Below are 13241 nucleotides of genomic sequence, written 5' to 3' on the forward strand. Positions count from 1 at the left end.
CGCGTCCTTTCCGGGCGTTTGGGTTCCGGGGCGGGCTTCTCCGTGTCAGACCCAAAAGATTTTAATGACGGGTCAGCATCCGTACGACGTTATCCAGTTCCGCCAGCGTGGCGGTCTTTTGCAGTTTTGCCTGTGCCAGGCGCAGGCCATTCAAAAACAGCGGAGAATCAGCCAGTTCCAGCCGGCCAGTAATAATGGCGACAGGAATATCCGGGTCGTATTCCCTCACGGCGTGCAGCACGGTTATCGCTCCGCCACCTGCCATGACCACATCAAGAAAAATCACGTCAAATTTGGCATTCTCGAGCATGGGAACGACTTCGGAGCCGGAGGGCACCCCCTCGACCTCGTGACCAAGAGCTTCCATTCCCTCTTGGAATACCCGCAGATAATCGGCATCATCGTCTGCAATAAGTATTCTTGCCACCGTATTGTTCCCCCATCGATTGAAAAGCCCACATGCTGTGTTAACAATCGTAAAACGCCAAGCAAATCAGGCGCGAATAATTAGCCAATCCAGGAAGGAAGTCCAATGGCCGATTCCAGTGAAATGAGCACGGATGTGCCGCTGGTGGTCATTGGCGCCTCCGCGGGTGGTCTGGAACCTCTCGAAAGTTTCTTTGCAAATGCTCCCGAGGAGTCCGGATGGACTTTCGTGGTAATTCAGCACCTGTCGCCCGATTACAAATCCATGATGGACGAGCTTCTTGGCCGCAAATCCAGGTTGAGGATCAGGCATATCGAAAACGGGCTGAAGCTTGAGGCCGACACGATCTACCTCAACCGCCCCAGCGTGATTGCGGAACTCGACGGTGACGAGTTCCGAACCCATGAGTTTACCAAGCAGGACCATCTGCCCCGTCTGCCCATCGATGCGTTTTTCCGGTCGGTCGCCAGGCGGGATGTCAGCCGCACCGTGGCTGTGATCCTCTCCGGTTCCGGCAGCGACGGGTCCCGTGGCGCGCGGGCCCTGCGCGACGCGGGGGCGATCGTTCTCGTCCAGTCTCCATCGGAATCCTCATTCAGTTCGATGCCACTCGCGGCCATCAGTGAAGGCGCCGTTGACCGTGTCCTCAAAGCCAAAGACATGCCACGTTCGATTCATGAATTCATGGTTGACCGGGATCACAAGCCGGAACTGCCCCCCGCCGGCGTTACGACCCACGCTGCGATATTCCGCCTTCTGGAGGATGCCTACCAGGTCGACTTTTCGGCCTATAAATCCGCGAATGTCCGCCGCAGGGTCGAACGGCGCCGCCTCCTGCGTGGAATTGACGATCCGGAAGATTATCTGGCGCTACTTTCAGAAAGCCGGAGCGTACTGGATGAATTATACCACGACCTTTTGATTGGTGTGACGGAGTTTTACCGCGACGCCGGTGCCATGGAGGCTCTGCGGACAAAGGCACTCGATGTTCTGGCGGCAGACAAGTCGACCGACAAGCCGATCCGCATCTGGGTGCCCGCCTGCGCCAGCGGAGAAGAGGCCTATACCATCGCCATCGAGTTGAGTGAGGCTTTGGCCAAGGCGGGCTCTCTGCGCCGTTTCAGGATCATTGCCAGCGACGTCCACCGCACATCGCTCGAACGGGCCTCTGCCGGTATCTACAGCGAGGAATCCGTCGCCCGGCTGCCCAAAAGTCTGCTGTCCCGGTATTTTGAGAAAAACCGCGATCAATACGTTGTCGATCCGATGATTCGTCAGAAGATCATCTTCTCCACACATGACGTTCTGAGCGATCCACCATTCATGAACCTCGACATGATTTCATGCCGCAACCTGTTCATATATTTTCAGGATGAAGCGCAGGCCCGTGTGCTTTCGATGTTCCTGTTCGGTCTTCGCCAGGATGGTTTCCTTCTGCTCGGATCGTCCGAGAGCCTCGGGCGGTTCACGGACGAGTTCAAAGTGGTCGACAACCGCTGGCGGCTGTTCCGGAAATCGTCCCACAAGAAAATTGTCGATCGCCAGCTGATGCCCAACAAGCTGCGGTCAGTCCAGCATGAACCGGTTGTGAGAGAGCAGCACATTCCGAGACGGGATCGCTCGGTGGTAGCCGATATCGCGGAAATCCGCAATCGCGACACCCTCATCAAAAGCTACGATGCGCTTCTCAAAAAGTATGCGCCGTCGTCGATTCTCGTGGCCGCTGATGGCTCGGTCCTGGGTTGGTTCGGCGCTGCCAGCGCCTTTATCGACACCATGAACAATTTGGCGGACTGGACCGTCGAGGACATAGTCCACAAGGATCTGCATTTTTCGATCAACGTTGCGACAGAGAAACTGCGTCAGGGACAGTTGGAGCCGTACAACCGCATTATCGAAGTCGATATGGGCGACGGTAAGCCAAAGCGCTGTACCATTCGCATCGAAGCCCTCGACCAGGTGTCCCGCAACAAGATCATGCTGGTGGGCCTTTCACTTGAGGGAGAACTGGAGGAGAACGACGTTCTGCCGGAGGCCGATGGTTCAGGTGTCAGCCGCGAAGACGTCACGGTCGTGACCCGGCGCATCCAGGAACTTGAACGCGACCTGCGCCTGACCGAGGAAACCCTTCAGCATGTGACGGAACGTCTCGAAGCCAGCGGAGAAGAACTTCAGGCCTCCAACGAGGAGCTTCAGGCGTCCAACGAGGAACTTCAGGCCTCCAACGAGGAGTTGCAAAGCTCCAACGAGGAACTCCACGCCGTCAACGAGGAACTTGTTTCCGTCAGCGCCGAACACGAGCGTAAAATCGCGCTCCTCTCGGAGTTGAACGCGAGCACTGAACTTGTACTGAAGCTTCTCCGCACCGGCGTAATTTTCGTGGATCTCTCCGGTCGGATCCGCCGCTTCAGCAGGCTTGTGGCCGAGGAGTATCATCTCGAAGCCCATGACGTTGACCGGTCACTGAACGTGGTTGGTCCGCGGCTTGAGTTTGTTCAGCTTTCAGATCTCGTGGCCGATGTCGTCAAAACCGCGGAATCACGCCAGGTATCCGGCGAGCACAACGGCCATTCGGTGACCGTTCATGCCCACCCGACCTATGACAGCGACAATGCGACGATGGACGGGGTTCTTCTGATTATCGCCTGAACCGGTAGGGGAAGGATGGTGGGGGGGACTGGATTCGAACCAGTGTATCGTTTCCGAGACGGAGTTACAGTCCGTTGCATTTGACCGCTCTGCCACCCCCCCAGGGGTGTTATGACGCCGGAGCATCAAAACGGTAGCGGGGGATTATTCCAGCAGAACTCGCCCGTCAACACGAAATCTGCACGGATCGCCTTGCAAGCCCCCGGTTTGGGTGTGTAATTCCCCGCAACCGAGTGGAGATCAGACGCGACATGGCGAAAAAACCCGGCTGGGCGATTGAAAAAGAGCGGTCAAAGCGGGCGGGTTCGCAGGAGACCGTCTGGCTTTTTGGCACGCATGCGGTGCGTGACGCGCTGAGGAATCCCCGGCGTGAAAAGCTGCGCCTCGTTCTGACCCGAAACGCCGCCGACCGGCTTGCGGACGAAGTTTCGGCGTCCGGCATGACCCCGGAAATTGTTGAGCCGCGAAAGTTCTCGGTCCCGATCGATCCGCAATCCGTTCATCAGGGTGCCGCGCTGGAGGCGAAGCCGCTGGAATGGGGCTCCGTGTCCGAGGTTTGCGCGCCGCAGGGCGAAACCAGACTGGTACTCGCCCTAGACCGGGTGTCCGACCCGCATAATGTTGGAGCGATTCTCCGGTCAGCGGAGGTGTTTGGCGCTACGGCCGTTATTGCGCCACACCGGCATTCCGCCCCCGAAACCGGCGCACTGGCGAAAACGGCATCCGGGGCTCTTGAGCGTCAGCCCTATCTGCGCATTCCAAACCTCGCCAACGCGCTGGGCGCGCTTAAGGATATGGGCTACGCCGTGGTCGGCCTCGATGGGGAAGCGGAACATGATCTCGCCCCCGGCGTCGCGGATTTCAGCAACCGGCCTCTTGCCCTGGTTCTGGGCTCCGAGGGCCCGGGCATGCGGGAGTTAACTCGAAAACTCTGCGACCGACACGTGAAAATCCCTTCCGCTGGCGGTTTTGGGTCCCTAAATGTGTCCAATGCTGCCGCCGTTGCCCTGTTCGCCGCGGTTCAGACGCGCCGGCCACCCAGGGGAACGGAACGGGAATGAGGGAGCTTCACAAATTGTTTAGAGGTCTGGAAAACGCACCGGGCAAGCCCCACCTCAGTAGGGAAGCAGATGGCTTGGAACTGCCCTGCTTCTTAACACTGTCCCTCGTTCCGACTACGCGCCCGGCAGTTTCCGGGCGCTTTTTTTTGGCAGGTTGCGGGGGGAAATCCGCATGACCGAACATTCCGATCAGTTCCTGCGCAAAATCCTCCAGCGGACAAAGACCATTGCGTGTGTAGGCGTGTCCGGCAACAGCGTTCGGCCGTCCTACTATGTCGCGCGGTATCTTTCGCTCAAGGGCTACCGGGTGATTCCGGTCAACCCAATGATGGCGGGCAAGCGCCTTTTCGGCGAAACCGTTTATGCCAGCCTGTCGGATATTCCCGAATCTGAAGGCCGGATCGGTATGGTCGATATTTTCCGCCGGTCCGAGCATGTCGGCCCCATTGTGGATGAGGCGATTTCGGCACTGTCAAACCGGGGCCTGAAAACCATATGGATGCAGTTCGAGGTCATTAACGAGGAAGCCGCGGCGGTCGCCCGTGAGGCCGGTCTGGATGTGGTCATGGACCGCTGCCCCAAGCTTGAGTACCAGAGACTGTTCGGAGAACTGCGCATGGGTGGTTTCAATACCGGAATCGTCTCGTCAAAACTCTAGGCGTCCTCGTTTTTTGCAGTCAAACCGCTTTGACGGCGCAATCTTTGTGATGATCCCCAACTTTGGGGGCTTTTCTTTAGGAATTCCGTCCGTATAGTGCCGCCCATGAATTACCGGATGAACAGCTTGGATACCCGTGGGTCGGTTCGTGGCGATGCCCGTACCGCTGTTCTCCTACTGCTTGGCGGCCTCTGAGCGTGCCGAAGCCCGGCGCGCGCGCTCAGGGGACAATCTGAACGCGCCGCCCCACAGTTTTTCAGACTCAGAGACAGTAAAATGACCGCTACAGACAAACCGCAGGACCGCGTCCTGATTTTCGACACCACCCTGCGTGACGGGGAGCAGAGCCCCGGCGCGACAATGACCCTCGGCGAGAAACTCCAGATCGCGACCCTGCTCGATGACATGGGCGTGGACATCATAGAGGCCGGTTTCCCGATTGCGTCCGAAGGGGATTTTGAGGCGGTGTCCAAAATCGCCGAACTGGCGAAAAACTCCGTGATCTGCGGCCTCTCCCGCGCCAATTTCAAGGATATCGACCGCTGCTGGGAAGCCGTGAAGCACGCCAGGCAGCCCCGTATCCATACCTTTATCGGGACATCGCCACAGCACCGCGCCATTCCAAATCTCGACATGGATCAGATGGCCGAGCGCATCGACGAAACGGTCACCCACGCCCGCAACCTCTGCGACAACGTGCAGTGGTCGCCGATGGATGCCACGCGGACGGAACATGACTACCTCTGCCGTGTCATCGAAATCGCCATCAAGGCGGGTGCCACGACGATCAACATTCCCGATACGGTGGGCTACACCGCGCCCGGCGAGAGCGCCGACCTGATCCGGATGCTGATTGAACGGGTGCCAGGCGCCGATGAGATCATCTTCGCAACCCATTGCCACAACGACCTCGGCATGGCGACGGCCAACGCACTGGCGGCCGTAAGTGCCGGAGCGCGTCAGATCGAATGCACCATCAATGGTCTGGGTGAGCGCGCGGGCAACACCGCTCTGGAAGAGGTCGTCATGGCCATGCGCGTGCGCAAGGACATCATGCCCTGGCATACCGGCATCGACACCACCAAAATCATGCAGGCCAGCCGGCTCGTATCGACCGTTTCCGGCTTTTCGGTCCAGTACAACAAGGCAATCGTCGGCAAGAATGCCTTCGCCCATGAGAGCGGCATCCACCAGGACGGCATGCTCAAAAGCGCGGACACATTCGAAATCATGCGCCCCGAGGACGTGGGTCTGACGGAAACCAGCATTGTCATGGGTAAACACTCCGGCCGGGCCGCGTTGCGGTCCAAGCTGGAAAACCTCGGCTATAAGCTGGGAGACAACCAGTTGAAGGACGTGTTCGTCCGCTTCAAGGAACTGGCCGACCGCAAGAAAGAGGTCTACGACGAGGATCTCGTCGCCCTGATGCAGGACACCGGCACCAATGCCGCCAACGACACCATTCAGGTGCGCAGGCTCCGCGTAATCTGTGGAACCGAAGCGCCCCAGTCCGCCGAACTCACACTGTCGGTCGATGGCGTGGAGCACAGCGTCGAGGCAACTGGCGACGGCCCCGTGGACGCCGCGTTTAATGCGGTCAAGCAACTGGTGGAACATGAAGCGAAGCTGCAGCTCTACCAGGTCCATGCCGTGACTGAAGGCACGGACGCGCAGGCAACCGTGAGTGTTCGCATGGAGGAGGGCGGCAAGATCGTCACCGGGCAGTCCGCGGACACGGATACCGTGGTTGCCTCGGTCAAGGCATACGTCAATGCGCTGAACAAGCTGCTGGTGCGCAGGCTCAAAACGACCGCTCCCGCAGCCTGATCATCCCGGAGGGATTGACTCGACACTCCTTGGGTGTCTGTCAATACCACAACAAAAAACTGCCCGGTCGCAGAGACCGGGCAGTGAGAATCCGGTTGGGACACCGGTATTTTTTGAATGTCAGGCCTAATTTATGCAGCCTCTACGTCGCGGGCGTGATCGCCTTCGCGGACCTCCTCGATAATTTTCGATACGAACGCATCGAGGTCTCCCGGCTGACGCGACGTGATTATGCCGTTGGAAATCGCGATTTCCTTGTCGACCACGTTCGCGCCGGCGTTCTGCAGGTCAGTACGGATCGAGTGGTAGGAGGTCATCTCACGACCCTCGACGACACCCGCCTCAATCAGAAGCCACGGCGCATGACAGATGGCGGCTACAATTTTGTCCCCTGCTACGAAGTTGCGCACGGTGTTGACGGCTGTCTCATCCGTCCGCAGGATGTCCGGGTTGATCTGACCGCCTGGCAGAACCAGCGCGTCGTAGTCATCAACCTTCACATCGGAAATCTTCAGGTCGGCATCGACCGATTTGCCCCAGTCGCCGCCATCCCATCCGCGAATGGCTTCGCCGTCGAGCGTGGCCACGTGCACCGTTGCACCGGCTTCCATAAGCTTCTCCAGCGGGGTGAACAGTTCGGACTGCTCAAAACCATTGGTCGACATAATCAGAATTTTCGATTCACTCATGTTGGGCATCGGATTCTCCTTTGCTTTCCGTGAACGATCAAACCACCGGGGCGGCATGATCCTTTTTCGTTTTTGACCGGTGCCATCGCCCCGGCGCACGACCCTACAACGGCGGCAAACAGCGATTGTTCCATGCCGCACTACACGAAAATGTGGGGTCGTTTCGCCAGCCCCAAGCGGGCAAATCTCCCCCTGACCGGTTGACAGGACCGCCCGAAAAGATCGGCGCACCAAACCGAAGGCCCAAGGATACTGATCACGTTTTGCCTATCGGTGCGCTCTGTCGTAAACATCCATACATCCGGCGCAAAAGCACAATTCCGCACCGGGGAATTGCGCTGAATGGCCCGGTAGACACGGTCCTAAATGGGGTGATTCCGGACATGACGCGTTTTTCCGCTCTTTCCCTGCTCAAAAATGCCCTGTCCGGGCACAAAAACTGGCCTGAGCAGTGGCCGGAGGCGCAGCCGAAAAAATCCTACGATGTAATTATCATCGGTGCGGGTGGGCACGGACTGGGTGCCGCCTATTATCTGGCGAAGGAACACGGCATCACCAATGTCGCCGTGATCGAAAAGGGTTGGCTTGGTGGCGGCAATACCGGCCGCAATACCACGATCATCCGGTCCAATTACCTCTACGATGAAAGCGCCCGGCTCTATGACCACGCAGTCGACCTCTGGGATGGTCTTTCGCAGGAGCTTAACTACAACGTGATGTTCAGCCAGCGCGGCGTCATGATGCTGGCCCACAACGTACATGACGTGCAGAGTTCCCAGCGGCACATCCATTCCAACCGTCTCAATGGCGTCGATAACCAGTGGCTGACCCCGGAGGAGGCGAAGGAATTCTGCCCGCCGCTCAACATTTCGCCCAACGCACGATACCCGGTCCTCGGCGCCGCTCTGCAGAAACGCGCGGGAACCGCCCGCCACGATGCGGTGGCCTGGGGCTACGCGCGCGCCGCGTCAAAACTCGGTGTCGACATCATCCAAAATTGCCCCGTGACCTCGATCCGGCGCGGGGCCAACGGTGCCGTCGAGGGCGTTGAAACCGCCAAAGGCTTCATCGGGGCGAAGAAGATTGCCGTATCCGCCGCCGGGAACACATCCGTGGTCATGGAGAGCGCAGGCGTACGCCTTCCGCTCGAAAGCTATCCGCTCCAGGCACTTGTCAGCGAACCGGTCAAACCGGTCTTCCCCTGTGTGGTCATGTCCAATACGGTTCATGCCTATATCAGCCAGTCCGACAAGGGCGAACTGGTGATCGGCTCCGGAACCGACCAGTACACCAGCTATTCCCAGCGCGGCGGTCTGCCCCTTATTGAGCATACCGTGGCCGCGATCTGTGAAATCTTCCCGATGTTCAACCGGATGCGGATGCTGCGCAAATGGGGCGGTATCGTTGACGTGACACCCGACCGCTCGGCCATCCTCGGCAAAACCCCGGTCCCGGGGCTTTACGTCAACTGCGGATGGGGGACGGGCGGATTCAAGGCGACACCTGGCGCCGCCCATGTGTTGGCATGGACGGTGGCCAAGGACGAGCCGCATCCGATCAACGCACCTTTCACGTTGGAGCGGTTCCGCACCGGCCGCCTGATCGACGAGGCCGCCGCCGCGGCCGTGGCACACTGAGGCCGACCCGGATGACCGTACCGAATGCCCACCCCGCCCATGGTTTTTTTTCCGCCCGTTCAGTTAAGGGGACACCATCATGCTTCTGATCCATTGCCCTTACTGCGACGAAACCCTGCCGGAAGCCGAGTTCGTCTACGCCGGCGAAGCCCATATCGCCCGGCCGGAGGATCCCTCAACCTATGACGACGAAGCGTGGCGGGATTTTCTCTTTATCCGCACCAATGCCCGCGGCCGCCATTTCGAGCGCTGGCGCCACACTCATGGTTGCGGACGTTTTTTCAATGCCGTGCGCGACACCGTCAGCGATCGGTTCCTTCTGACCTACAGGGCAGGAGAGCCACGCCCCTCCGACGCGGAACTTGAGGAGTTGGCGAAATGAGCGGTTTCCGACTTCCCGGACGCGGACGGGTAAACCACGACCGTCCGGTGGGCTTCAGCTTCGACGGTGACAGCTATCAGGGGCTGGAGGGCGATACGGTCGCATCCGCGCTGCTGGCCAATGGCGTCCACCTTATGGGCCGGTCCTTCAAATATCACCGCCCCCGGGGTGTCGTGACAGCGGGACCGGAAGAGCCCAACGCTCTGCTCGGTACCTCCCGCGGCGAGGGCCGCTCCGAGCCCAACACCCGCGCGACGATGCAGGAGATCTATTCCGGCCTCACCACCACCAGCCAGAACCGTTTTCCGTCCCTGAATTTCGACCTCGGCGCAGTGAATGATCATCTCGGGATGCTTTTTTCCGCAGGGTTTTACTACAAAACCTTCATGTGGCCGAAATCCTTCTGGGACCGCGTTTACGAGCCCGTTATCCGCCGCGCGGCCGGTCTTGGGGTTTCGCCTTCCGAACCCGACCCCGATACCTACGCGTCGCGGTTTGTCCACTGTGACGTCCTGGTGGTCGGTGCCGGACCGGCTGGTTTGGCCGCCGCGCTGTCCGCGGGACGTGCCGGGGCGCGGACGCTGCTGATTGACGAGGGCGCGGAATCTGGTGGCTCCCTCCTTTCGGAGCCGCAAACCGTTATCGATGGTAGACCGGCCTGGGACTGGCTGTCATCCGCACTGGATGAACTTGGCGGGATGGACAACGTCACGGTGCTCAGCCGCACCACTGCAATCGGCTACTACCACCAGAACATGGTCGGCCTCGTTCAGCGTCTGACCGATCACCTGGCCGAGCCACCTGCAGATGCGCCACGTGAGCGGATGCTGCGGGTGCGTGCCGACCAGGTGGTGCTTGCTCAGGGCGCCATTGAGAAACCGCTGGTATTCGATGGCAACGACCGTCCCGGCGTCATGCTGGCTGGGGCCGCGCTGACCTATCTGAACCGCTACGGGGTTCGCGTTGGCGACCGCCCTGTGGTCCTGACCTCCCATGACAGCGCATGGTACACCGCGTTTGATCTGTCCGACGCCGGAGTGCCGGTCGCCGGTATTGTCGATACCCGGACCGATGTTGATCTCGACCTTCTCGAAAATGCCCGGTCCCGTGGCATTGTGATCTACACCGGCCACACCGCGTCTTCCACCGCTGGTCGGCTTCGCGTCACTTCACTGCGCGTCAATCCCATCCTGAACGGCAAGGCCGGACCGGGCGTTACGATTGAGTGTGATGCCGTGCTGATGTGCGGCGGCTGGACGCCCTCGCTGCATCTCTTCTCCCACACGAAGGGCTCTTTGAAATGGGACGAAGAAACGCGCACCTATCTACCGGGTGAGCGGACCGAGGAGGTTCACATCGCGGGGGCGGGCAGGGGACTTTGGGGAACCGGTGCCGCGCTCGCCGATGGGGCCGATGCCGGAGCAAAAGCCGCCGAGGCCGCCGGGCATCAGGCTGACGTTTCGCAATTCGATGTCACGGGTGACCGAAGCGGAACCGGTGCCTCCAACGTTGAACTGCCCACCGACCGCAACCCGGCCACGGCCAAAGCCTTTATCGACTTCCAGAATGATGTCACGGCCAAGGACATTCGACTGGCGGTGCGTGAGGGCATGCATTCCATCGAGCATGTCAAACGCTACACCACCAACGGCATGGCCACCGACCAGGGCAAACTGTCCAACATCAACGGCCTGATGATCGCCTCCGATGCTCTGGGCCGCAATGCGCCCGAAGTCGGCCTGACAACATTCCGCCCGCCGTATTCGCCGACCACCTTCGGTGCGTTCTGCGGCTACCATCGCGGCGAACGGTTCGAGGTCACCCGAACCACACCAATTGACCCCTGGGCCGAGGAAAACGGCGCGGTGTTCGAGCCTGTCGCTCTTTGGCGTCGCGCCCGCTATTTCCCGCATCCGGGGGAGGACATGCACACCGCGGTCAATCGCGAATGTGCCGCCACCCGCAAATCCCTGGGCATTTTCGACGCCTCAACCCTTGGCAAGATCGAGGTCGCCGGCCCGGACGCGGTCGAATTCATGAACCGCATGTACACCAACCCCTGGACCAAACTGGGCGCTGGTCGCTGCCGCTACGGTCTCCTGCTGGGAGAGGACGGGTTTATCCGGGATGACGGTGTCATCGGGCGCCTGTCCCCGGACCTCTTCCATGTCACGACAACCACCGGTGGTGCGCCCCGCGTACTGGCGATGATGGAGGATTACCTTCAGACCGAGTGGCCGGATCTGAAGGTCTGGCTGACCTCCACCACGGAACAGTGGGCAACCATCGCGCTCAACGGCCCCAATGCCCGCAAACTTCTGGAACCCCTGGTCGAGGACCAGGACCTGTCCGATGATGCCTTCCCGCACATGTCGATCGCGGAATGCACCGTTGCCGGTTTCCCGGCGCGCCTGTTCCGGATCAGCTTCACGGGCGAGTTGGGTTTCGAGGTAAACGTCCCCGCCCGTCACGGAATCGATCTCTGGAAAACCCTCTTGGCCGAGGGCGCGCAGTACGACATTTGCCCCTACGGCACCGAGACCATGCACGTCCTGCGGGCAGAAAAAGGGTATATTATCGTCGGTCAGGACACCGACGGTACGGTAACGCCCCATGACGCGGGCCTGCCCTGGGCCATCGGCAAGGCCAAATCGGATTTTGTCGGCAAGCGTTCCCTCGCCCGACCCGACCTTGTTTCGTCCGGTCGCAAACAGCTCGTAGGTCTCATGACGGTCGACCCCAAAACCGTGCTGGAGGAAGGTGCGCAGATCGTCGCCGACCCGAACCAGCCCATACCAATGAAAATGATTGGCCACGTGACCTCGTCCTACTGGAGCGAGGCGCTGGGCCGGTCCATCGCAATGGCGCTGGTGGAGGACGGGTTTGAACGCAAGGGCGATACGTTGCACATACCAATGCCGGACAAAACCCATGCTGCCGTGGTCTCGGGAACCGTGTTTTACGATCCCGACGGTGATCGGCTGAAACTCTAGGGGGCAGAAGATGACCAACGCCGCAACACTGCAGGACCGTCTCGCCGCCACGGGGCTCTCCGGTCCCGTCGAACTCAGGCTGCTGCCCGAACCTGCCCGCATGGCCCTGCGGGCCGACCCGGCCCATGGCAATGCACTGTCCGGTGCCCTGCGCCTGGACCTGCCTACCAAAATAGGGGGCCGCGCCAACAATGATGGCCTCGAGGTCCTGTGCCTTGGCCCCGACGAGTGGGTCGTCCACACCGACGCGGAAGGAATGGCCGCCGTTCAGGCCGCCTTCGCGAAGATTTACGGCGAGGTGCCCCACAGCCTCGTCGATATAAGCGACCGCGATATTGCCATCGAACTTCGTGGAGTCGAAGCCGAGACGCTGCTCAGCACCGGTTGCCCCATCGATCTGTCACGCATCCGACCCGGCCACGGCAAACGCACGCTGTTCGATTCCGTGCAGGTTGTGTTGCTGCGCGACGGTGAGGATCTCTTCCGTATGGAGGTCTGGCGCTCGTTCCTTCCGCATGTCTGGGGGCTACTGAACACCGCCAACCGGGAACTGGAAGCGGGTCTCTGACCCTCACCGCGCAATTGGCCCGTCCAATGTAATCAAGACTGGCTCCCAATCCGCAGGCAATGGATTGCAGCGTAAGATCGGCGTCCTTGTGACGGCGTTCTTTTACGCCGTTGTGCGCTGGTACCTATTCGAATCTGACGCGATCACCAACAGGCTCATGTTCTCCATCGCAACCGCGCCGATCCTGAAGCATCTCCCGACGGACTGGCAGATGCCGCAGAACATCACGGCCGCGTACCCTGATCCGGGATTCGGAACGGTGATGTTCCTTGTGGTCGCAAATACATTCGGCCCGTCGGTGGTCAGTTCCTGGAACGCTCCGAACTGATCGTCATTGTTGCACTGCCCGT

General features: G+C 60.1%; 11 protein-coding genes and 1 tRNA gene. 9 read left to right on the forward strand and 3 right to left on the reverse strand.

The annotated features are described in order from the left end of the window. Positions 1 to 61 precede the first annotated feature (61 nt). Positions 62 to 427: a response regulator gene (locus ACP15P_RS15095; RefSeq protein WP_424929289.1), complete on the reverse strand. Its 366-nt coding sequence runs from the start codon at positions 425 to 427 to the stop codon at positions 62 to 64. Between the two features lie 105 nt (positions 428 to 532). Here ACP15P_RS15095 and ACP15P_RS15100 point away from each other — a divergent pair, with 105 nt between their 5' ends. Further along, complete coding sequence (locus ACP15P_RS15100) at positions 533 to 3076, forward strand: CheR family methyltransferase (RefSeq protein WP_424929290.1); 2544 nt, start codon at positions 533 to 535, stop codon at positions 3074 to 3076. A gap of 16 nt (positions 3077 to 3092) precedes the next feature. Here ACP15P_RS15100 and ACP15P_RS15105 read toward each other — a convergent pair. Continuing rightward, a tRNA-Tyr gene (locus ACP15P_RS15105) sits at positions 3093 to 3178 on the reverse strand. A 149-nt stretch (positions 3179 to 3327) separates the two neighbouring features. On the opposite strand from ACP15P_RS15105, the gene rlmB reads away from it, so the two are divergent. The 3 genes from rlmB to ACP15P_RS15120 all read left to right on the forward strand — a co-directional run bounded on the left by rlmB (position 3328) and on the right by ACP15P_RS15120 (position 6622). Next, on the forward strand, positions 3328 to 4137 hold the full coding sequence (rlmB, locus tag ACP15P_RS15110) for a 23S rRNA (guanosine(2251)-2'-O)-methyltransferase RlmB (protein ID WP_424929291.1): 810 nt from the start codon (positions 3328 to 3330) through the stop codon (positions 4135 to 4137). A 172-nt stretch (positions 4138 to 4309) separates the two neighbouring features. Beyond that, a complete protein-coding gene (locus tag ACP15P_RS15115; RefSeq protein ID WP_424929292.1) occupies positions 4310 to 4795 on the forward strand; it encodes a CoA-binding protein in 486 nt (161 codons plus the stop codon). Positions 4796 to 5071: 276 nt separating this feature from the next. Further along, positions 5072 to 6622 (forward strand): 2-isopropylmalate synthase, encoded by a 1551-nt coding sequence (locus ACP15P_RS15120; protein ID WP_424929293.1) that lies wholly within the window; start codon positions 5072 to 5074, stop codon positions 6620 to 6622. A 131-nt stretch (positions 6623 to 6753) separates the two neighbouring features. Here ACP15P_RS15120 and ACP15P_RS15125 read toward each other — a convergent pair whose 3' ends face one another. Further along, complete coding sequence (locus ACP15P_RS15125) at positions 6754 to 7320, reverse strand: type 1 glutamine amidotransferase domain-containing protein (protein ID WP_424929294.1); 567 nt, start codon at positions 7318 to 7320, stop codon at positions 6754 to 6756. A 374-nt stretch (positions 7321 to 7694) separates the two neighbouring features. Here ACP15P_RS15125 and ACP15P_RS15130 point away from each other — a divergent pair, with 374 nt between their 5' ends. From ACP15P_RS15130 to ACP15P_RS15150, 5 genes are all read left to right on the forward strand, one after another. Next, positions 7695 to 8948 (forward strand): sarcosine oxidase subunit beta family protein, encoded by a 1254-nt coding sequence (locus ACP15P_RS15130; protein WP_424929295.1) that lies wholly within the window; start codon positions 7695 to 7697, stop codon positions 8946 to 8948. A gap of 79 nt (positions 8949 to 9027) precedes the next feature. Next, positions 9028 to 9330: a sarcosine oxidase subunit delta gene (locus ACP15P_RS15135; RefSeq protein WP_424929296.1), complete on the forward strand. Its 303-nt coding sequence runs from the start codon at positions 9028 to 9030 to the stop codon at positions 9328 to 9330. Further along, positions 9327 to 12323, forward strand: coding sequence for a sarcosine oxidase subunit alpha (locus ACP15P_RS15140; RefSeq protein WP_424929297.1), 2997 nt, complete (start codon positions 9327 to 9329; stop codon positions 12321 to 12323). The genes ACP15P_RS15135 and ACP15P_RS15140 overlap by 4 nt, the downstream gene beginning before the upstream one ends. Positions 12324 to 12333: 10 nt before the next feature. Beyond that, on the forward strand, positions 12334 to 12891 hold the full coding sequence (locus ACP15P_RS15145; RefSeq protein WP_424929298.1) for a sarcosine oxidase subunit gamma: 558 nt from the start codon (positions 12334 to 12336) through the stop codon (positions 12889 to 12891). A gap of 64 nt (positions 12892 to 12955) precedes the next feature. Further along, entirely contained in the window at positions 12956 to 13219 is a 264-nt protein-coding gene (locus ACP15P_RS15150; RefSeq protein ID WP_424929299.1) for a hypothetical protein, read from the forward strand. Positions 13220 to 13241 lie beyond the last annotated feature (22 nt).

The organism is Amaricoccus tamworthensis (assembly GCF_049800875.1).
GTDB classification, from domain to species: Bacteria; Pseudomonadota; Alphaproteobacteria; order Rhodobacterales; family Rhodobacteraceae; genus Amaricoccus; species Amaricoccus tamworthensis.

Bases quoted from the DNA above. Each gene is read 5' to 3' on its own strand.
- ACP15P_RS15100 (WP_424929290.1), top strand. From the start codon at position 533: ATGGCCGATTCCAGTGAAATGAGCACGGATGTGCCGCTGGTGGTCATT.
- rlmB (WP_424929291.1), top strand. From the start codon at position 3,328: ATGGCGAAAAAACCCGGCTGGGCGATTGAAAAAGAGCGGTCAAAGCGG.
- ACP15P_RS15115 (WP_424929292.1), top strand. From the start codon at position 4,310: ATGACCGAACATTCCGATCAGTTCCTGCGCAAAATCCTCCAGCGGACA.
- ACP15P_RS15120 (WP_424929293.1), top strand. From the start codon at position 5,072: ATGACCGCTACAGACAAACCGCAGGACCGCGTCCTGATTTTCGACACC.
- ACP15P_RS15125 (WP_424929294.1), bottom strand. From the start codon at position 7,320: ATGCCCAACATGAGTGAATCGAAAATTCTGATTATGTCGACCAATGGT.
- ACP15P_RS15130 (WP_424929295.1), top strand. From the start codon at position 7,695: ATGACGCGTTTTTCCGCTCTTTCCCTGCTCAAAAATGCCCTGTCCGGG.
- ACP15P_RS15135 (WP_424929296.1), top strand. From the start codon at position 9,028: ATGCTTCTGATCCATTGCCCTTACTGCGACGAAACCCTGCCGGAAGCC.
- ACP15P_RS15140 (WP_424929297.1), top strand. From the start codon at position 9,327: ATGAGCGGTTTCCGACTTCCCGGACGCGGACGGGTAAACCACGACCGT.
- ACP15P_RS15145 (WP_424929298.1), top strand. From the start codon at position 12,334: ATGACCAACGCCGCAACACTGCAGGACCGTCTCGCCGCCACGGGGCTC.